The organism is Pantoea sp. ME81, assembly GCF_903970985.1.
GTDB classification, from domain to species: domain Bacteria; phylum Pseudomonadota; class Gammaproteobacteria; order Enterobacterales; family Enterobacteriaceae; genus Pantoea; species Pantoea communis.
Window position 1 is genome coordinate 1 of the sequence record NZ_CAJCKS010000049.1, and the last position, 18,476, is coordinate 18,476.

Annotated in this window: 13 protein-coding genes; 2 read left to right on the forward strand and 11 right to left on the reverse strand. The window is 53.4% G+C overall.

The features are described 5' to 3' along the window. Nucleotides 1-267 precede the first annotated feature (267 nt). Nucleotides 268-2,022, reverse strand: a complete 1,755-nt coding sequence (locus H7A81_RS11435) for a sulfite reductase subunit alpha (protein ID WP_034826640.1) — start codon at nt 2,020-2,022, stop codon at nt 268-270. 66 nt (nt 2,023-2,088) lie between these two features. Beyond that, the gene (locus H7A81_RS11440) at nt 2,089-7,620 is read right to left on the reverse strand and encodes a glutamate synthase-related protein (RefSeq protein ID WP_182057549.1); all 5,532 of its coding nucleotides are present in this window, start codon (nt 7,618-7,620) and stop codon (nt 2,089-2,091) included. A gap of 884 nt (nt 7,621-8,504) precedes the next feature. Between H7A81_RS11440 and arcB the strand changes: the two genes are divergently transcribed. Both arcB and mtgA read left to right on the forward strand, forming a co-directional pair. Beyond that, a complete protein-coding gene (gene arcB / locus H7A81_RS11445) occupies nt 8,505-10,859 on the forward strand; it encodes an aerobic respiration two-component sensor histidine kinase ArcB (RefSeq protein WP_034826636.1) in 2,355 nt (784 codons plus the stop codon). 878 nt (nt 10,860-11,737) lie between these two features. Beyond that, nucleotides 11,738-12,460, forward strand: coding sequence for a monofunctional biosynthetic peptidoglycan transglycosylase (mtgA, locus tag H7A81_RS11450; protein ID WP_166936409.1), 723 nt, complete (start codon nt 11,738-11,740; stop codon nt 12,458-12,460). A 6-nt stretch (nt 12,461-12,466) separates the two neighbouring features. Here mtgA and npr read toward each other — a convergent pair whose 3' ends face one another. From npr to kdsC, 9 genes are all read right to left on the reverse strand, one after another. Further along, on the reverse strand, nt 12,467-12,739 hold the full coding sequence (gene npr, locus H7A81_RS11455; RefSeq protein ID WP_034826632.1) for a PTS phosphocarrier protein NPr: 273 nt from the start codon (nt 12,737-12,739) through the stop codon (nt 12,467-12,469). Continuing rightward, nucleotides 12,736-13,590, reverse strand: a complete 855-nt coding sequence (gene rapZ / locus H7A81_RS11460; protein ID WP_034826630.1) for an RNase adapter RapZ — start codon at nt 13,588-13,590, stop codon at nt 12,736-12,738. The genes npr and rapZ overlap by 4 nt, the downstream gene beginning before the upstream one ends. A 52-nt stretch (nt 13,591-13,642) precedes the next feature. Further along, nucleotides 13,643-14,125, reverse strand: coding sequence for a PTS IIA-like nitrogen regulatory protein PtsN (ptsN, locus tag H7A81_RS11465; RefSeq protein WP_176505766.1), 483 nt, complete (start codon nt 14,123-14,125; stop codon nt 13,643-13,645). Between the two features lie 162 nt (nt 14,126-14,287). Then, nucleotides 14,288-14,575, reverse strand: a complete 288-nt coding sequence (gene hpf, locus H7A81_RS11470) for a ribosome hibernation promoting factor (protein ID WP_034826627.1) — start codon at nt 14,573-14,575, stop codon at nt 14,288-14,290. 21 nt (nt 14,576-14,596) lie between these two features. Continuing rightward, entirely contained in the window at nt 14,597-16,030 is a 1,434-nt protein-coding gene (gene rpoN / locus H7A81_RS11475) for an RNA polymerase factor sigma-54 (protein WP_034826625.1), read from the reverse strand. A 48-nt stretch (nt 16,031-16,078) separates the two neighbouring features. After that, nucleotides 16,079-16,804, reverse strand: coding sequence for an LPS export ABC transporter ATP-binding protein (gene lptB, locus H7A81_RS11480; RefSeq protein WP_034826621.1), 726 nt, complete (start codon nt 16,802-16,804; stop codon nt 16,079-16,081). Nucleotides 16,805-16,809: 5 nt separating this feature from the next. Then, nucleotides 16,810-17,364: a lipopolysaccharide ABC transporter substrate-binding protein LptA gene (gene lptA, locus H7A81_RS11485; RefSeq protein ID WP_034826619.1), complete on the reverse strand. Its 555-nt coding sequence runs from the start codon at nt 17,362-17,364 to the stop codon at nt 16,810-16,812. Further along, nucleotides 17,333-17,911: an LPS export ABC transporter periplasmic protein LptC gene (lptC, locus tag H7A81_RS11490; protein ID WP_034826617.1), complete on the reverse strand. Its 579-nt coding sequence runs from the start codon at nt 17,909-17,911 to the stop codon at nt 17,333-17,335. The genes lptA and lptC overlap by 32 nt, the downstream gene beginning before the upstream one ends. Further along, a complete protein-coding gene (kdsC, locus tag H7A81_RS11495) occupies nt 17,908-18,474 on the reverse strand; it encodes a 3-deoxy-manno-octulosonate-8-phosphatase KdsC (RefSeq protein WP_034826614.1) in 567 nt (188 codons plus the stop codon). The genes lptC and kdsC overlap by 4 nt, the downstream gene beginning before the upstream one ends. Nucleotides 18,475-18,476 lie beyond the last annotated feature (2 nt).

An 18,476-nucleotide genomic window follows, 5' to 3' on the forward strand; every position in this document is an offset into this window, starting at 1 on the left:
CGTAACGAGAGACGATATCAAGGGCCTGACTGAGCTGCATAAAAAAATCCGGAAACGAAGCGTTTCCGGATTCTTACACAGCCACTGGATCGTTCAACTGATCCTTAACTGATCGGCATTAGGCCAATTGGCCCGTTTTTTTATGGATGCATTTCTCAATAACGGCGCGATTGATCGCGCATCTGAACCGCGTTTACATGGTGCGATTCATCGTGCCGCGACAGCAGATGTAAAAAAGGAAGCTCATTAGCTTCCTTTTTTTGGGCCTTAGTAGACGTCACGCAGATAGCGCTTATCTTTCTTCAACTGGTCAATGTAAGCCGCTGCACGTTCGCTAGAGAGTCCACCAAACTGGCGCACCACTTCATACAGCGCTGCATCCACATCTTTCGCCATGCGCGAAGCATCGCCACAAACATAGAAGTACGCGCCATCCTGCAGCCAGGCATACAGCTCAGCGCCTTTTTCCAGCATACGATTCTGCACGTAGATCTTCTCTTCCTGATCGCGTGAGAATGCCAGGTCGAGATGTGTTAACAGACCGCTTTGCTGCCAGCCGTTAAGCTCATCTTCATAAATGTAGTCGTGTTCCTGATGCTGATCGCCGAAAAACAGCCAGTTCTTACCTTCAGCGCCGGTTGACTGGCGTTCCTGCAGGAAGGCACGGAACGGGGCAATACCGGTGCCAGGTCCAACCATAATCAGCGGAGCATTGCCGTTAGCCGGCACGCGGAACGCTTTGTTTGGCGAAATAAAGATCGCTGGCTTCTCACCACGGCGCACGCGCTCAGCCAGGTAGGTTGAACATACGCCTTTACGCTCACGGCCACCGCTGTGATAGCGCACGGAAGCAATCGTCAGGTGTACCTGATTCGGATGCGTTTTGGAGCTGGAAGAGATGGAATACGCACGGTGCTGCAACGGACGCAGCATCGCCACCAGTTCTGGAACAGACAGCGTGCGCTTCAACTCAAGCTGCAGCAGGTCCAGCGTGTCTTTGCCCCACAGCCAGTTAGCCAGCGTGTCTTTATCGTCGTGCTGTAATACGTGCAGCAGTTCCTGGTTGGCAGTGTGCTGACCCACCCACTCAATCAGCTTGCGCGATGGCTCAGAGATTTCGAACTGATAGGTCAGCAGGTCGCCGAGGTTACGATCAAAGCCAGGTACTGGCGTTTCGTAATCCGCTTTCAATTCGCTCAACAGCAGGCTAACCAGCTCAGCATCGTTCACTGGGATCACACCCAACGCATCACCGGCTTCATATTTCAGGCCGCTGTCGGTGAGGTCGAATTCAAAGTGACGAATATCTTTCGCCGACGACTCACCTGACAGACGCTTGTTGGTCGCCAATGCAGCCGCGTAAGGGTTCTGTTTGTTGCTACCTGGAATGACAGGTGCTTCTGGCGCGCTCTCTAATACCGTGCCACTGCTGCCCGCACTGGCGGCAAATTGTGGCATTGCATCGCCAATCCATGCACTCGACGGCTCTTCGAAGTCGATATCGCAATCGATGCGGTCAAAGACACGTTTTGCACCCAGCTGTTCCAGACGCATATCGAAGAACTTACCGGCCTGACAGAAGCCATCGTATCCGGTATCACCAATCGCCAGGATAGCAAAATGCATCTGCTCCAGGCGTGGTGCGGTGCTGGCAGAAAGTGCCTGCCAGAACAGCTGGGCGTTGTCCGGCATTTCGCCTTCGCCATAGGTAGAGGTGACAATCAGCACGTGGCGCATGGTGGCGAACACGTCCAGGTCCACTTCGCCCAATGCCTGAACTACCGGCACCAGACCTTTGGCACGAGCCGCTTTTGCGGCAGTTTGCGCCAGCGCTTCAGCATTGCCGGTCTGTGAACCGAACAGAATGTGCAACTGCGTGTTGGTGGCGCCACCGGCCGCAGGTGCCGTCTGCTTATCTTCTAATACCAACAGACGCGAGTGGAGACCGGCGAGAAAACCCGCCAGCCAGTATTTCTGTTCGCCGTTAAACGGCGCATCTTCAGGAATGTAAGGAATCTTCATGGATATCTGTACTCAAACCCGTCTCGTGATGTTCAGTCAATATACACACATTCATTGGTGCTGCTATCAGGAAAGTTTCCCGACAGCAGCGGCGATTTCTGGCAGCGCGGCGCGTGCAAACAGCTCTTCGAAATCAGGCAGATGGCCAAGCACCTCACGGTTGCGGGCATCCTGATAAATGATCCAGCCATAGGTCGCCAGGCTGTCCATGGAGCGAATGTTGCGTTGCGTTAATGCTGCTTTGTAATCGGACATACGTTTTGCTGCAATCAGACTCGCCAGTTCGTCATCGCTGTAGCTCTCAATGGCAGAACGTGCATGGCGTTGCAGTTTGCTCACCAGCGCAAAATCTTCGGTCATCAGCAGGTTACGAACCGCTTTCTCAACCGCAGCATCTTCAACAGGCGTGCCTTTCGGCAGTTTGCCCAGCGCCAGCTGCTGCGCGAAGCTCAGCACGGTGTAGTTGTTGAGCAACACGAACATTTCTGCCGTATCGGTCGCACCGTAAGCCGGTACGGCGCCATCCGCAATGGTTTTACCCGTGCGCCAGGCCGCTTTGAATTTGGCAACCTGATGTGCAGCCAGTGACGTCGACAGCTCTTCCAGCAGATCCTTGCGCGATTTCGCTTTCAGGATCTCGCCGCCGTCTTGATACAGCAGCAGCGAACGCGGCATCACATAGACAAAGTGGTGGCACTCGGTTTCCCAGTTCTCCAGCAGCCAGGCTGCACGAGGAGATTGCGTGGCTTCCAGATGCCAGTTCAGCATGGTCAGTACCGCTTGCTTGTGCACCTGCGCCAGCTCATCTTCGTCAGCGATAGAACCGAACAGCACGGAGTCTCCTGCTGCATGTCCTGCCAGAGCACCGTACGGGTCGTACTGGTAAGCAAAGCCGCCGCTCATACCGTTGCCGAAGCCTTTACCAAAGGTGCCGAGGTTCAAAATCGCACCGTTGGTCATGTACTCACAGCAGAAATCACCGACACCTTCGACAACTGCGGTTGCACCGGAGTTACGTACTGCAAAACGGTCGCCCGCCTGGCCCTGTACGAACAAGCGACCACCGGTTGCACCGAACAGCGCGAAGTTACCAATCAGCACGTTGCCATCGCTGTCTTGCGCGCCGCCGCCCGGTGACATCACCACCAGCTCGCCACCGCACTGACCTTTACCTACGCCGTCGTTACAGGTGCCGTAGTGCTTCATCTGCATACCATCGTTGCAGAAGGCGCCAAATGACTGGCCGGCAGATCCGCTGGTGTGGATGTTCACGGTGCGCGGTGCCAGGTAATGACGGCCGCGATCGTCTTTGAACACGGCTGGCAGTGCAGCACGTTGTTCAGCAGACAGTTCGTGGTTGAGCATGCGCTCGATGTCGATGGCCAACTGGCCGCCCACGCTCTTGTTACGGTTGTTCAGGGTAATGCCTGCGCCGAGCGCGATATCGCGGCTCGCCTGGTCGATCAGCTGTGTTTTCAGCTCTTCAACCCAGCCATCATCCAGCTCAAAATCTTTTTCCAGATAGACCGGCTTCTCGATTTTCTGCTCTGGCACCACGGTCAACATCGCACGCAGATCCAGCTTGCCGACTTCCAGTGGGTGATCCATCAGGTGCAGCAGGTCAGAACGGCCACGTGCTTCGCGCAGTGAACGCAGGCCGAGGCGTGCGAGGAATTCACGCACTTCTTGCGCTACGTTAACGAAGTACTGTGCCAGTTGACGCGGATCGCCATCAAAGGCTTCGGCGTTGGTGGTTAAACCGGCCGGGCATTTAACGTTACAGTTTTTCGCCATTACGCATTTCAGCATCATCAGCGCAGTGGTGCCGAACTCGAAGCTGTCGCCACCGAGCAGGGCTGACTTGATCACGTCGCTACCGGTTTGCTGTGCGCCAGAGCAACGCAGCTGCACTTTGTCACGCAGGCCATTCGCGCACAGCGCCTGATGCACTTCAGCGATACCGATTTCGGCAACGCGTCCGGTGTATTTCAGGCTGGTGACCGAGGCCGCACCGGTACCACCGGTGTTACCTGCCACGTTAATGACGTCTGCGCCAGCTTTTGCCACGCCCACCGCGATAGTACCGATGCCTTCTGAAGACACCAGTTTCACGATAACGCGCACGCGCGCTGCCTTACAGTCGTGGATCAACTGCGCCAAATCTTCGATGGAGTAGGTGTCGTGGTGCGGTGGGGGTGACACCAGCTCAACACCCGGCGTACCGCCACGCGCGGCGGCGATCTCCACGGTGACTTTCGCTGCAGGCAATTGTCCGCCTTCACCCGGCTTCGCGCCCTGACCGATTTTGATCTCCAGCTCTTCCAGCATCGGATCGGCCAGATAAGCTGCCCACACGCCGAAACGGCCTGACGCCAACTGCTTAATGCGTGACGCGCGGATGGTGCCGTGACGGGAATAGTGCTCGCCACCTTCACCACAGTTACTCATGCCGCCGACCATGTTAGTGCCGTGCGCTACCGCTTCATGTGCAGGTGCCACCAACGCACCGTGGCTCATCGCACCTGAGGCGAAAGTACGGGTAATTTCGTGTGCCGGTTGAATCTCTTCCAGCGGCAGCGAAGGCAGTGCGGTAAAGATCAGTGACAGATAATCTGCCGCTTTACCGTAAGCGGTGATGTGCAATACACCGCCGGCCACGCTGCTGCTTTCGATGTCGTCGCTAAAGCGGGTTTTCAGTGCACGTGCCAGCGCTTCCAGACGTTCATCTTCTGGCTTCAGACCCGCGATGGAATCAATCAGGCGCAGCTCGAACTGGTTCAGGCTGCCTTCCACCGCTTCACACTTCAATCCACGGGTAGCAAAACCGTTGTTGACCAGTGAGTAACGGCCGAGTTTACGACCAAACTCCGCTTCGCTGTCAACGTGGGTCAAATCACACGGCAGCGCGAGGATGTCACGCAGCGCAGCAGGGCGACGTTTACGCTCGGCGTGCATCAGGCTGGAGAATTGACGGTAATCCGGCGTGATCGCCAGTGAGTCAATGACCTCGTTCGGGATGCGTTCGAAGCTACTGTCTTTGAATGCGTCAGCTTTAATGCTGAAGGCATTGTCCAGTTTGGCCAGCGTCATCAGACGGATGAAATTGTCCTCTTCGCGTGCTTTGTCCGCGAAGCGAATCGGCTGTTCCGTCATATCAATAAAGGTACGCACGGCGATGGTGCCGTAAGAGTGACCTGCACCTTCCGCACGCTCTTTGAACAAGCCGAGCAGTGGCACTTCTGCCTCGCCCTGGATTTTCAGCGCACTCTGATGCCAGTCAACCGCCATCTGAGCGATAGCCGGGAAGCCCGCGCCACCCACAGGGGTTTTGATATTCGGGAAGTACTTCTTCAGAACCGGATCGTCGGTATTCAGGAAGTTAGGTTCAAAGAATTCACCACAGCTGTAGCTCTCAACGGTACAGAGACCCACTTTACCCATGGTCTTCATCAAGGCTTTTTCGGCGGCTTTGGCATAGCGTTTGAAGGCTTTGTTACCTTCTTCGCCTTCGCCATATTTCTCTTCCGCGCGCATCTGTACGCCCAGCGGGTAAACCGCTGACGCACCAAAGCCTAAAGTGGCTGCAATGTGGTGAGAGGAGATACTTTGGCCGCTTTCTACCACCAGAGAAACATCCAGACGCAGACCTTCCTGCACCAAACGCTGGTTGATGGCAGAGACCATCAGCAGCATAGGAATCGCCGCGTGAGTTGAAGAGATGTGGCGGTCGGTGATTACCGCAATGCCGCCCTGCTGGCGTGCGAAATCCACGACCTGCTGTGCAAGATGATCAATGGCGTTTTCCAGCGCTTTGGCGTTGGCGGCACGGCTGACGATATCTTTGCCGATGACCGGCTCATACAGCATCTCGAAACGCGCATAAGGTGCGACGGTTTGCTCGCGCAGACGCAGCATATCGAGGTGTGTCAGGATCGGCGTTGGCACGATAATCTGCTGACCTTTGCTGCGGCCAAGGTGCGGTTTTGCACCCAATGCCACGCGCAGCGTCATGCCGTCCGCTTCGCGGATAGAATCCAGCGGCGGGTTGGTGACCTGAGCAAAGCGTTGTGAGAAGTAGTGCGCCATGCCGCCTTCGTGGTCGGACAGGCCATTGATGGCGTTGCCGTAACCCATCGCCGAGATCTTCTCAGCGCCGGTTTGCAGCATCGGGTCCATCATGAATTTGAAGCTTTCCTGGTTGTAGTAGTACGCCACAAAACGCTGATAGGTTTTGAGGTCGCCACGATAGCGCAGCGGTGAGCCCAGCTGCTCTGCCTGAATCTCCGGCAGATCGTGCAGGTCCACGCGAGCCGCGCTCAGCAGTGAAAGGTAATCTTTCTCTGCTGCCAGTTTTTCCAGCGCTTCCACCGTGGTGTAAGAGCGTTTTTCTTTGTGATCGTAATAGAGCATGCCGCCCGCTTCGATACGGCCACGACGCAGTACGCTTTCCGGTGGGAAGGCAATCTGACCCGCTTCTGACATCGCACCGATGTATTCAGCGGTTTCGACAGAACGCAATGGGCGCAGACCCAGGCGGTCAAGGCGTGCCCCGATCACTTCGCCATTACCGAAGATCAACGCTGCCGGGCCATCGTTCTTCTCTTCATACAGAGAGAAGTACTCCAGCATGGCGCGCACTTCATTTGACAGTGAGGTGTCGTTTTCCCACGCTGGTGGCATCATTGAGACTACGGCGTTGATCAGGTCGAGGTTATCTTCCATCAAACGGCTATGAATGCTTTGGTCCAGACGCGAGCTGTCGGACTGGCCTTTCGGACGCACGATTTTCTTACCGCGCGCCAGCATCAGCGCCGCTTCAGCGATACGGTTCTTACGGTCGGTGTTCAATTCACCATTGTGCGCCATCAGACGGAACGGCTGTGCCATGGTGGTGTGCGGATCGGTGTTGGTCGAGAAGCGGGTATGGAAGAACAGCCCGCGCACCTGATGATCGGCATCGGTCAAATCTTTGAAGTACGGAATCACTTCATTAGAGTTCAGGCGTGCTTTAAATACCTGAGTGCGTGAAGAGAGCGACAGCGGATAGAGACCGCCGAATTCGCTTTCAGTAAAGGCACGCGCTTCGATGTCCAGCAGCGCACGATAGATGTGGCGCTCGAACTCGAGTTGTTCGGTGACTTCCTGCGGAGCCGCAAAGATCCACTGCACAATCGGCAGCTGGAATTGCAGAGCGGCTGGACGCGTCACGCTGCCGTCCAGCGGCATATCACGCTTCATCAGCACAGGGAAGTTATGGGCAGCAAGGGTTTCTTCCACCAGACGCTCAGCGTTCGCGCGCAGCTCGGCATCTTTTGGCACGAAGAAGTTACCGACGCCAAAGCGACCGGCTTCCAGCGGTTGGCCGGTGACTTTACGGAAGAAGTTCAGAGAAAGGTCGACGTTGACACCTGCGCCATCGCCCACGCCCTCAGCAGACATGCCGCCACGGTGCGGTACCGTGCACAGTGCGCTATGCGCCATCTGCAGGATCTCATGGGTCTGCTCGCCGTCCTTACGGGTAATAAACCCAACACCACAGCTATCACTACCGGCTGAGGGATCATACAAACCATAGGGATGAGGTTTTTGAGTGGACATTGAGGGTCTCCTTAAACTGCTTTTGACATTACCTGCATTATTTCAAGCACAGAGCACCGCTGCGTGCTGTATCAAATTCGTTTTCGCCGCTTAAACGCGGACGTCGCAATACCGAGCAAAGGCTCTCAAGAGAGTATGGTCTCGTCCTTGATGAGCTGCTCTTACTTCCGGTCTCTTACGGGAGATAACTTGCATCCAGAGGGAGTTTCTTGCTGCATAGATATGCCGAGACACAGTCCCGACTGGAAAGCATCCAGCGGAATTCCAACTTATCGGGAAAGCGAACTCAGGTCAAATAGCCAGCTTTGTTGCGGTTAATCGGCTGTTTTACCAATTAACATTATGATTATGAACAATTTATTACGTAAATAACTGTCAATCTGACGATTCTGATTCCCCTATGAAGTGTGAGCCGTCTCACTGTGAGGTACGCCTCAGATATCTAATCAATGCTGAATAACTGCATTCCATCAGCATAAAATTCTGTTGGGGCGGTTTCACGCACAGCATGTATCTGTTTTTCTTATGGCGTCATATTTGAATCAAAATAGGGCTGTCATTAGTAAAATTAATCAAGCTGATTGTGAGTAAAATGGCGCTAAAGTTGAATGAATATGCAATAACAAGACGCAACCATCAGATGAAATGGCTGCCGGGAGGCGGAATAGCACGGGATGTGACAAAAGGTCGCAAAAGCGCGGCCCTCCAGATTATTCAGTTGGCAGATTTAGTCAAGCGATTTGCGCATAACGACGCGAACATCGGCGAAAAGGCGCTGCGATGCACCATAATGAGGCAAAGTCAGCAGGCAATGACACGCTGAGTCGGCGCAGTGCCGCGATAATTACGCTATCATGAGCCAGATTTCGTTCAGGGAGCTCGTGATGAAACAGATTCGTCTTTTAGCGCAGTACTACGTTGATTTGATGGTCAAGCTGGGGTTGGTGCGTTTCTCGCTACTGTTAGCTTCAGCACTGGTGGTGCTGGCGATGGTGGTGCAGATGGCGGTCACCATGGTACTGCGTGGCCATGTTGAGAGTATCGATGTGGTGCGATCGGTGTTCTTTGGTCTCTTAATCACGCCCTGGGCCGTCTATTTTCTCTCGGTGGTGGTTGATCAGCTGGAAGAGTCTCGCCAGCGCCTGACAAAGCTGGTCGATAAGCTGGAAGAGATGCGCACACGCGATCTTGAACTTAATCAGCAAATGAAAGAGACCATCGCTCAGCTGAATCAGGAAATTAACGATCGTATCAAAGCGGAGCAGGCCCGCGAGCAGGTGATGGATAAACTGCGCGAAGAGATGGCGCGTCGCGAACAGGCGCAAATCGAGCTGGAGCAGCAATCCTCTTTCTTACGCTCCTTCCTCGATGCCTCACCGGATTTGGTTTTCTATCGCAACATCGACAAGCAGTTCTCGGGCTGTAACCGCGCGATGGAGTTGCTAACTGGCATGAGCGAGAAGCAACTGATTGGCCTGACGCCGCGCGACATTTACGATGAAGATGCCGCCTCCAAGGTGCTGGAGACGGATGAAAAGGTATTCCGCCATAACGTCTCCCTGACGTACGAACAGTGGCTGCAATATCCTGATGGGCGCAAAGCCTGCTTCGAAATCCGCAAAGTGCCGTATTACGATCGCGTCGGTAAACGCAGCGGCCTGATGGGCTTTGGTCGCGATATTACTGAGCGTAAGCGTTATCAGGACGCGCTGGAGAATGCCAGCCGTGAGAAGACCACCTTTATTTCAACCATCAGCCATGAACTGCGTACGCCGCTGAATGGCATTGTCGGCTTGAGCCGCATTCTGCTGGACACCGATCTCAATCAGGAACAACTGAAGTACCTGAAAACCATCCATGTTTCGGCCATCACGCTTGGCAACATCTTTAATGACGTGATTGAAGTGGACAAAATCGAGCGCCGCAAAGTGCAGCTGGATAATCAGCCGCTCGACTTCACCGGCTTCCTTGCCGATCTGGAAAACCTCTCCGGGTTACTGGCGCAGCCGAAAGGGCTGAAGTTCGTGATGGCACCGGAGCTGCCGCTGCCGCACATCATCTCTGCTGACGGCACGCGCCTGCGTCAAATTTTATGGAACCTGATCGGTAACGCGGTGAAATTCACCCAGCAGGGTGAGATTGTGGTGCGGGTCGCCTATCACCAGGACGAAACGCTGCGCTTTGAAGTGCAGGATTCTGGCATGGGAATCCCGCAGGAAGAGCAGGACAAGATCTTCGCCATGTATTACCAGGTAAAAGATCAGCACGGCGGAAAACCCGCCACCGGTACCGGTATTGGTTTGGCGGTTTCTCGTCGTCTGGCACAGGCGATGGGCGGTGATATTAGCGTGAGTAGTGCGCCGGGGCAGGGCTCATGCTTTGTGGTCGAGATAAATGCACCTCGTGTGGCGGATGAGGTGGAAGACGAAGATCTCGACGACAGCATGCCACTGCCAGCGCTGCACGTATTACTGGTTGAAGATATTGAACTGAACGTCATTGTGGCGCGCTCGGTACTGGAGAAACTGGGATGCAGTGTGGAAGTGGCGATGACCGGCACTGAAGCGCTAGCGATGTTTGATCCGCAGGAATTTGATCTGGTGTTGCTGGATATTCAACTGCCGGATATGACCGGACTGGATGTGTCGCGCGCTATTCACCAACGCCATGCTGGCGTGGCGCTGCCGCCGCTGGTGGCACTGACCGCCAACGTGCTGAAAGATAAAAAAGAGTATCTCGACGCCGGTATGGATGATGTGCTGAGTAAACCGCTGGCGGTGCCGGCCTTAACGGCGATGATTAAAAAGTTCTGGGATTACCAGGGCGAACCGGAAGAAGAGATTCAGACGTCTTCAGACGTACACTCGCGCATGCTGCTCGATGTGGAGATGCTGGAACAGTATATCGAATTGGTCGGCCCAGGATTGATTACACAAAGTCTGACGATGTTTGAACAGATGATGCCGGGCTATCTCGACGTGCTGGATTCCAACATGATGGCGCGCGATCAAAAAGGGATTGCGGAAGAAGGGCATAAAATTAAGGGTGCTGCGGGCTCAGTAGGACTGTTGCATCTGCAGAAACTGGCGAAACAGATACAGTCACCGGAACTGCCAGCATGGTGGGACAACGTGCAGGAGTGGATCGACGAATTAAAACATGAGTGGCTGCATGACGTTAACGTGTTACGCGAGTGGGTAGCTGAAAGGGAAAAATCTTCGGACGCCAGAAAAAAATGACCCCAGTCGAAACTGGGGTGCGCGAATACTGCGCCAACACCAGGGAAATGGGTACTGCTGCTATCGTTAGAAGTCGAATAGATCAGCAACAGTATGGTATTGGTTAACGCTTCGAAATCACCTTAACAAATTCACCAACGCTTGTGACAAGATTCATTAAATTGTGTGAAGTTGAGCAGCGATTAAATACAGAAAACATTAATTTGCTGACACAGTCAAGCAAGGAATTAATTTCTTTGCCGTATTGCACTATTTTTGACCAATTGTTCTGCTTTTTGCCTGAATTTCCTTCAGCCTGAAGCAGGAAAAGCCTGACAGCTGCACTGAAATTCCTAATCAGCCGAAAAATCGGAGTTAATTGAGCTTAACATGCTGATAATAGTTAATAAATAAGGTGGTTCTGGAGGGTTATCCAAAACGTTTTGGAAACCCTCTGCTGAAAGTTCCAGTTTAAAGTTTTGCGGTGCAATGTAAACCAAACGGAAGGCTAAATCCTTTACCATTGTCAGGGCTAATCATGATGATGTTGACGCGATTTCAGCCACGTTTATTGAAAAGGCTGCGCTCATCAGTGCGCTTATTCAAACGCTTTGGAAGTTTATTGTTAAGTATTGTGAAAGTTTAAATGTGATCTTTATCACTTTGTATGAAGTATCCGATTGTAAGGGTTTTGCTGGGTTTTTCACCATGGAACCGATTCCCTCATGATGGAAGTGCTTGATGTGATTGGCTCTAATAGAGGAACGATGATGACGCAGGTAATAACTTCATCTCTAACTTTCACGCGATAAGCGGTAAAGTTTTGCCCAGGATTACAGGTAATCAAAATTGTGACCGGGGTGATTGATTAATGCAGGGAACAGGTAAGAGAAAATTGCATGAGTAAGAGTAAAGGGAAAATGGGGCAACGCCTTAAAGTGCTGATTGCTAAAGTGCTGCTGGCGTGGTTGGGAATTTGGCTGGCAGGCATCGTGATCTTTGCCTTTTTACCCGTGCCGTTTTCCGCGGTGATGGTGGAGCGTCAACTGGGTGCCTGGTTCAGTGGTCGGTTCGACTATGTGGCGCACTCCGATTGGGTCAGCATGGATGAGATTTCTCCGTGGATGGCGCTGGCCGTGATCGCTTCTGAAGATCAAAAATTTCCGGAGCACTGGGGCTTTGATGTCGATGCGATACAAAAAGTACTGGATAACGATGGCTCAGAACAGATGCGTGGTGCCTCAACACTGTCGCAGCAGACCGCAAAAAACCTGTTCTTATGGGATGGCCGCAGCTGGGTGCGAAAAGGGCTGGAAGCCGGTTTAACCGTGGGGATCGAAACGGTGTGGACGAAGCGTCGCATTCTGACGGTATATTTGAATATTGCTGAGTTTGGCAACGGCGTGTTTGGTGTGGAAGAGGCTTCACAGCGCTATTTCCACAAACCAGCCAGTCGTCTGACGATTTCTGAAGCGGCGCTGCTGGCGGCAGTACTTCCAAACCCGATTCGCTTCCGCGCTGATGCACCTTCCGGATATATACGAATGCGCCAGCAGTGGATAATGCGCCAGATGCGTCAGTTAGGTGGGGAAGGTTTCCTCGTTCGCTACAAATTGCATTAACAGCAATTAGTCTTCGTCAAACCCAGCTTCAAACAGCTCAATCACCGCAGCCAGCGCCTCGACTTCCTGCGGGCCGCTGGCTTCAATCTCGATATGGCCGCCTTTCGCGGAGTCGAGCATCAACAGCGCAATCACGCTGCTGGCTTCGGCTTCCGTACCGGCTTCATTTCGCAGCAGCACTTCTGCGTCAAAACTCTGCACCAACTCGAACAGTTTCATTGCCGGGCGCGCATGCATGCCCAGCTTATTGCGAATCTCAACGACTTGCTTCACGGTCATGATTTACGTTTTTCCAGAGTGCGATGACGAGACTGCACATTTTTGCCGCGTGAACGGAAGTAATCTGCCAGCTGTTCGGCGATGTAAACCGAACGATGTTTACCACCGGTACAGCCAATCGCGACCGTTAGGTAGCTGCGGTTGTTGGTTTCCAGCATCGGCAACCACAGCTCCAGATAGCTGCGCGTCTGGTAAATGAAGTTATGTACTTCAGTGTGGCGGTCGAGGAAAGCCGCAACAGGACGATCAAGCCCGGTCATCGGACGCAGCTTGGGATCCCAGTGCGGGTTTGGCAGGAAACGCACATCGAAGACGTAATCGGCATCAATGGGAATGCCGTGTTTGAAGCCGAAGGACTCAAACACCATGGTCAGCTCACGCTCACGTTTGCCCAGCAGGCGCGTGCGCAGCATTTCAGCCAACTCATGAACCGACATTTCGGACGTATCGATGATCAGGTCGGCGCGCGAACGCAAAGGCTCCAGCAGATCACTCTCTTCATCAATCGCGCTTTCCAACGACAGATTCTTGCTCGAGAGCGGATGCAGACGGCGTGTATCACTGTAACGCCGTATCAGCGTGTTGCGATCGGCGTCCAGGAACAGTAACTGTGGTGAAAACGAATCCGGCAGATTGTTGAGCGCGGTTTCAAACACTTCTGGCGATTCAGGCATGTTGCGCACATCAATGCTGACGGCCGCCGAGATATTGCGTTCCGTTAAGGTGTTCGCTAATTCCGGCAGCAGTACCACCGGCAGGTTATCGACACAGTAAAATCCCATGTCTTCCAGGGCACGCAGTGCGACCGATTTTCCTGAGCCTGACCGACCGCTAACGATCATCAGCACCATCACATTTCTCCCGTTTTAAACCGGCGAACACGCCGGTCAATGTGTCTGTCGCTTAAGAGTGTTCTTCCTGAGCTTCTGTGATAATGGCATAGAGCTCTTCATCACTCTGTGCCGCGCGCAAACGGCGGCAGACGGTTTTGTCCGCCAGACGTTTCGCGACCAGCGACAGTGTATGCAAATGGGTTTTGCACTGGTCTGCAGGCACCAGCAGAGCAAACAGCAGGTCAACCGGTTGGTTGTCCACGGCATCAAAGGCAATCGGCTGGTCGAGGCTGATAAACACGCCAACGGCGCGTAGCGTATCCTCCTCCAGCTTGCCATGAGGAATAGCGATGCCGTTGCCAATGCCAGTACTGCCCATGCGTTCACGGGTCAGGATGGCTTCAAAAAGTGTCTGGTGCGGCAGATTGAGCTGCTTCGCTGCCAGCTCGCTGATAATTTCCAGCGCGCGTTTTTTACTCTGGCAGTGTACGCCGCTACGGGTACAGTCCAGTGAGAGGACCGAGCTCAATTCCAGTGTCAGATCGTTGTTCATCATCGTTTCACTTGCGAGTTCACATAGCCGCAAGGTTAACGCCATTCATAGCACAATGGCGAGTCTCCCGTTGGCGCTTGCACAGATGACAAAACGGGGCGGTTAACCCGCCCCATTTGCGCTCAGAGTGCCGAACCAGTCAGCACTCTGCAAGCATGAAGGTTAGTGTTTTTTCAGTTTGTCTTTGTGTTTGGTCAGCTGACGGGAAAGCTTGTCGATTAACCCGTCGATGGCCGCGTACATGTCTTCCGCTTCCCCTGTGGCGTGCAGCTCTCCGCCGTTGACGTGCAGTGTTGCTTCCGCAATCTGCGTCACCTTCTCCACTTTCAGAACAATATAAACCTGATTGATACGATCAAAGTAGTGTTCCAGTTTGGCAAATTTGCTATTTACAAATTCGCGCAGCGGTTCAGTAATTTCAACATTCAGTCCGGTCAGGTTTAGCTGCATAGGTCTTCCTTCTTCGTTCGGTCAAACCAACTGCTTGCGCTGGTTTGATGGCGGTATAGATAAAGACTCGCGATATTTAGCAACCGTACGTCGCGCCACCATGATGCCCTGATCGGATAACATGGAGGTGAGTTTGCTGTCGCTCAAGGGTTTTGCGGGGTTTTCCGCGGAGATCAATTTCTTCACCAGGGCACGGATCGCCGTGGAAGAGGCTTCGCCACCGCCTTCGGTATTCACATGGCTGGAGAAAAAATATTTTAATTCAAAGATGCCACGCGGGCTGTGCAGGTACTTTTGCGTGGTCACACGGGAAATGGTGGATTCATGCATGTCCACGGCCTGGGCGATATCTGCCAGCACCATCGGCCGCATGTATTCCTCGCCCTGTTCAAAGAACGCCTGCTGCTGCTCGACAATACAACGCGTCACTTTGAGCAGTGTGTCGTTGCGGCTTTCGAGGCTTTTAATCAGCCATTTGGCTTCCTGCAAATTACTGCGAATGAATTGGCTGTCGCTGTCGTTACGTGCGGAACCGCCCATCGCGGCGTAATGTTGATTGATCTTCAGGCGCGGCAAGCTGTCTGAATTCAGTTCAACAGTCCAGCGCTTACTGGTTTTACGCACCAGTACATCAGGAATCACATACTCGGGTTCGCTGGTGTTGATCGATTGGCCGGGACGGGGATCGAGTGACTGAATCAGCAGCATCGCGTCTTTCAGCACTTCTTCCTTGAGGCGTGTTACACGCATCAGGCTGCGAAAATCGTGGTTGGCCAGCAGATCCAGATGTTCACTGACGATCAACCGCGCTTCTGCCAGCATTGGCGCATCGGCAGCGTATTGTGAAAGTTGCACCAGCAAGCAGTCACGTAGATCACGTGCACCGACACCGACAGGATCAAAGCGCTGAACACGCTTCAGCACCGCTTCAACCTCTTCCAGCGTCAGCTCTTCATCACCAATGCTGTCGCAGATGTCCTGGACGGAAACGGTGAGATAGCCCGTGTCATCAATGGCGTCGACAATTGAAGTGGCAATCGCGCGGTCGGTATCCGTAAACGGCGTGAGCTCCACTTGCCACATCAGGTAGTCCTGCAGTGACTGGGTGGTTTCGCCTTGATAAACCGGCAGCTCATCATCCTGGTAATCGGTACCCGTGCCAGAAGGCGTTCCCGCGGTGTAGATTTCATCCCAGGTGGCGTCGAGTGGAAGCTCCTCGGGCATCTCTTTCTGTTCGAGGGCTTCACGTGTGTCTAACGAGTCGCTCTCCTGATGCTCACGTGAATCGACTTCTTCATGCAGATCGGTTTGCTCAAGCAGCGGATTGCTTTCCAGCGCCAGTTGCAGTTCCTGCTGGAGTTCAAGCGTAGAGAGTTGCAGCAGACGAATGGCCTGCTGCAACTGTGGGGTCATCGCCAGCTGTTGGCTGAGCCTGAGTTGCAAACCTTGCTTCATAATTCTGCTTGAATTTCCTAAGCAAATGTCGTGAATAACGACACCTTATCAGAGTCTGAACTCTTCGCCCAAATAAACCCGTTTAACCTGCTCATCTGCAAGAATTTCATCCGGCGTGCCATGCGCGATCAGATGTCCCTGGCTCACGATGTAAGCACGTTCGCACACCGCAAGCGTTTCACGCACGTTGTGATCGGTGATCAACACGCCAAGACCGCTGTCGCGTAGGTGTTCGATGATTTTTTTGATATCGATGACTGAGATCGGGTCAACACCGGCAAAAGGTTCATCCAGCAGGATAAATTTGGGGTTGGCTGCCAGAGCGCGAGCGATTTCAACACGGCGGCGTTCACCACCGGAAAGCGCCTGCCCCATGCTGTCACGCAGATGCTCAATGTGGAACTCTTCCATCAACTCATTGGCACGATCCTGACGCTGCTCTTCCGTTAAATCATCGCGGATTTGCAACACTGCCATCAGATTGTCGAACACGCTTAGACGGCGGAAGATTGACGCTTCCTGCGGCAGATAGCCAATACCACGGCGCGCTCGCGCATGCAGCGGCAAAATACTGATATCTTCGTCATCGATCACGATGCGGCCTGCATCACGCGGCACAATCCCGACAACCATATAGAATGTGGTGGTCTTGCCGGCACCGTTTGGACCCAGCAGGCCGACAATCTCGCCAGATTTTACCTGCAGGCTGACATCTTCCACCACGCGGCGGCCTTTATAGGCTTTCGCCAGGTTTTCAGCGACTAATGTGGCCATAGCGATCAGTTACTCTTTTTAGGGCTCGTGGACGAGCCGTTTTTGTCCTGCAGCTGCGACGGCACCAGTACGGTGGTGACGCGTTTGCTTTCGCCCTGGCTAAATGCCTGCATTTTCTGCTCTTTCACCAGGTAAGTGATGCGATCGCCTTTGATGTTGCTGTCCAGCTGCTGAATGAAGGCATTGCCCGTCAGTTCAACGAAATCGTTCGCCAGCTCATAATGCAGTTTTGAGGCGTGGCCCTGCACGGGTTTGCCGTTATCCTGCATCTGGTAGAAAGTGGCGGGAGCGCCGTAGGCATCCACGATAGTTTTTTTACTGTCGCCACCTGGACGTGTGACCACCACTTTGTCAGCGGTGATTTTGATTGAACCCTGGGTCACAATGACATTGCCGGTAAAGGTCGCCACGTTGCCTTGCAGATCCAGCGCCTGATTCACCGAATCAATATTAACGGGTTTGTCAGAGTCTCCCGTCAGGGCCAGCGCGGGCAGGCTGGTCGCCAGTAAGGCGCTCACCAACAACAACTTAAGGCTGTTTTTGTTCATTTTGGATTTCATAGGAAGTTTTGACCTTTTCAAGCAGCTGGGCATTCTTGGTTCGTAAATTGCCGCGCATCTTCATGCCAGTGGAATTAAAACTGCGGCCAAATAGGGTGACTTGATCGTCAGATGTCACATCCTGGGTGACCAGATTAACCTGAGCCGTATCGGTAATAATGCGCTCAAGTTGAGAATCCTGGGTCAGGGTATTCACTTCGACGTGACCATATAGATACAGCATACGATCTTTGGTCAGCTTTGCCTTATCGGCACGTATTGTCCAGGTGGGCACTTTATTTTCATCATACGTGGTTGCAACCGGATTATCGAACCAGCTCACCTCATCTGCCGCAAAGTAAGTCACTTTATCCGAGATCAGTTTGTACGCCAGCGCGCCCGTGGGGTTGTACACCACAGAATGGGACTTCTCGCTGGTATAGGTTGGCTCCTGGCTATTGGTCGCCACCGGCGCTTCGCTATCGTCCTGGTTGGTGAGATTCCAGCCGATCAGCACCAGGGCAATCAAGGCCAAAATCAGCGTTATCCAACGCCTGCTCTTACTCATACTGATTGCCCTTTGGCATCCTCAAATTTGTTCTGCGCCATCAAAATCAGATCGCAGAGTTCACGTACCGCACCACGGCCACCGGCAATACGGGTGACGTAGTGTGCACGAGGTAATAACACGGGGTGGGCATCGGCGACAGCCACACTCAAACCGGCCTCCGCCATCACAGGCCAGTCGATCAAATCATCGCCGATATAAGCCACTTGCTCAGCAGATAATGACAGTTTATCCAGGAGTTCACGCCACGCCAAAAGCTTATCTGATTGTCCCTGATAAAGATGCGTAATGCCGAGCGTCTGGCAACGATCTTCCAGCAGCTTCGCTTTGCGGCCAGTAATAATAGCCACTTCGATATCAGAGGTCAGCAGGCAGCGAATACCATAGCCATCACGGACGTTAAAGGCTTTCAATTCTTCGCCGTTGTTGCCCATGTAAATCACGCCGTCAGACATCACACCGTCGACATCGCAAATCAGCAGGCGAATCCGCGCCGCCCGAGCCATTACATCGGCACTCACCGGGCCATAGCAGGTATCGATCATCGTGGTTTCAACACTCATTA

What these genes read in the sequence shown, in the direction of transcription:
- H7A81_RS11435 (WP_034826640.1), bottom strand. Translation starts at nt 2,022, where the DNA reads ATGAAGATTCCTTACATTCCTGAAGATGCGCCGTTTAACGGCGAACAG.
- H7A81_RS11440 (WP_182057549.1), bottom strand. Translation starts at nt 7,620, where the DNA reads ATGTCCACTCAAAAACCTCATCCCTATGGTTTGTATGATCCCTCAGCC.
- arcB (WP_034826636.1), top strand. Translation starts at nt 8,505, where the DNA reads ATGAAACAGATTCGTCTTTTAGCGCAGTACTACGTTGATTTGATGGTC.
- mtgA (WP_166936409.1), top strand. Translation starts at nt 11,738, where the DNA reads ATGAGTAAGAGTAAAGGGAAAATGGGGCAACGCCTTAAAGTGCTGATT.
- npr (WP_034826632.1), bottom strand. Translation starts at nt 12,739, where the DNA reads ATGACCGTGAAGCAAGTCGTTGAGATTCGCAATAAGCTGGGCATGCAT.
- rapZ (WP_034826630.1), bottom strand. Translation starts at nt 13,590, where the DNA reads ATGGTGCTGATGATCGTTAGCGGTCGGTCAGGCTCAGGAAAATCGGTC.
- ptsN (WP_176505766.1), bottom strand. Translation starts at nt 14,125, where the DNA reads ATGAACAACGATCTGACACTGGAATTGAGCTCGGTCCTCTCACTGGAC.
- hpf (WP_034826627.1), bottom strand. Translation starts at nt 14,575, where the DNA reads ATGCAGCTAAACCTGACCGGACTGAATGTTGAAATTACTGAACCGCTG.
- rpoN (WP_034826625.1), bottom strand. Translation starts at nt 16,030, where the DNA reads ATGAAGCAAGGTTTGCAACTCAGGCTCAGCCAACAGCTGGCGATGACC.
- lptB (WP_034826621.1), bottom strand. Translation starts at nt 16,804, where the DNA reads ATGGCCACATTAGTCGCTGAAAACCTGGCGAAAGCCTATAAAGGCCGC.
- lptA (WP_034826619.1), bottom strand. Translation starts at nt 17,364, where the DNA reads ATGAAATCCAAAATGAACAAAAACAGCCTTAAGTTGTTGTTGGTGAGC.
- lptC (WP_034826617.1), bottom strand. Translation starts at nt 17,911, where the DNA reads ATGAGTAAGAGCAGGCGTTGGATAACGCTGATTTTGGCCTTGATTGCC.
- kdsC (WP_034826614.1), bottom strand. Translation starts at nt 18,474, where the DNA reads ATGAGTGTTGAAACCACGATGATCGATACCTGCTATGGCCCGGTGAGT.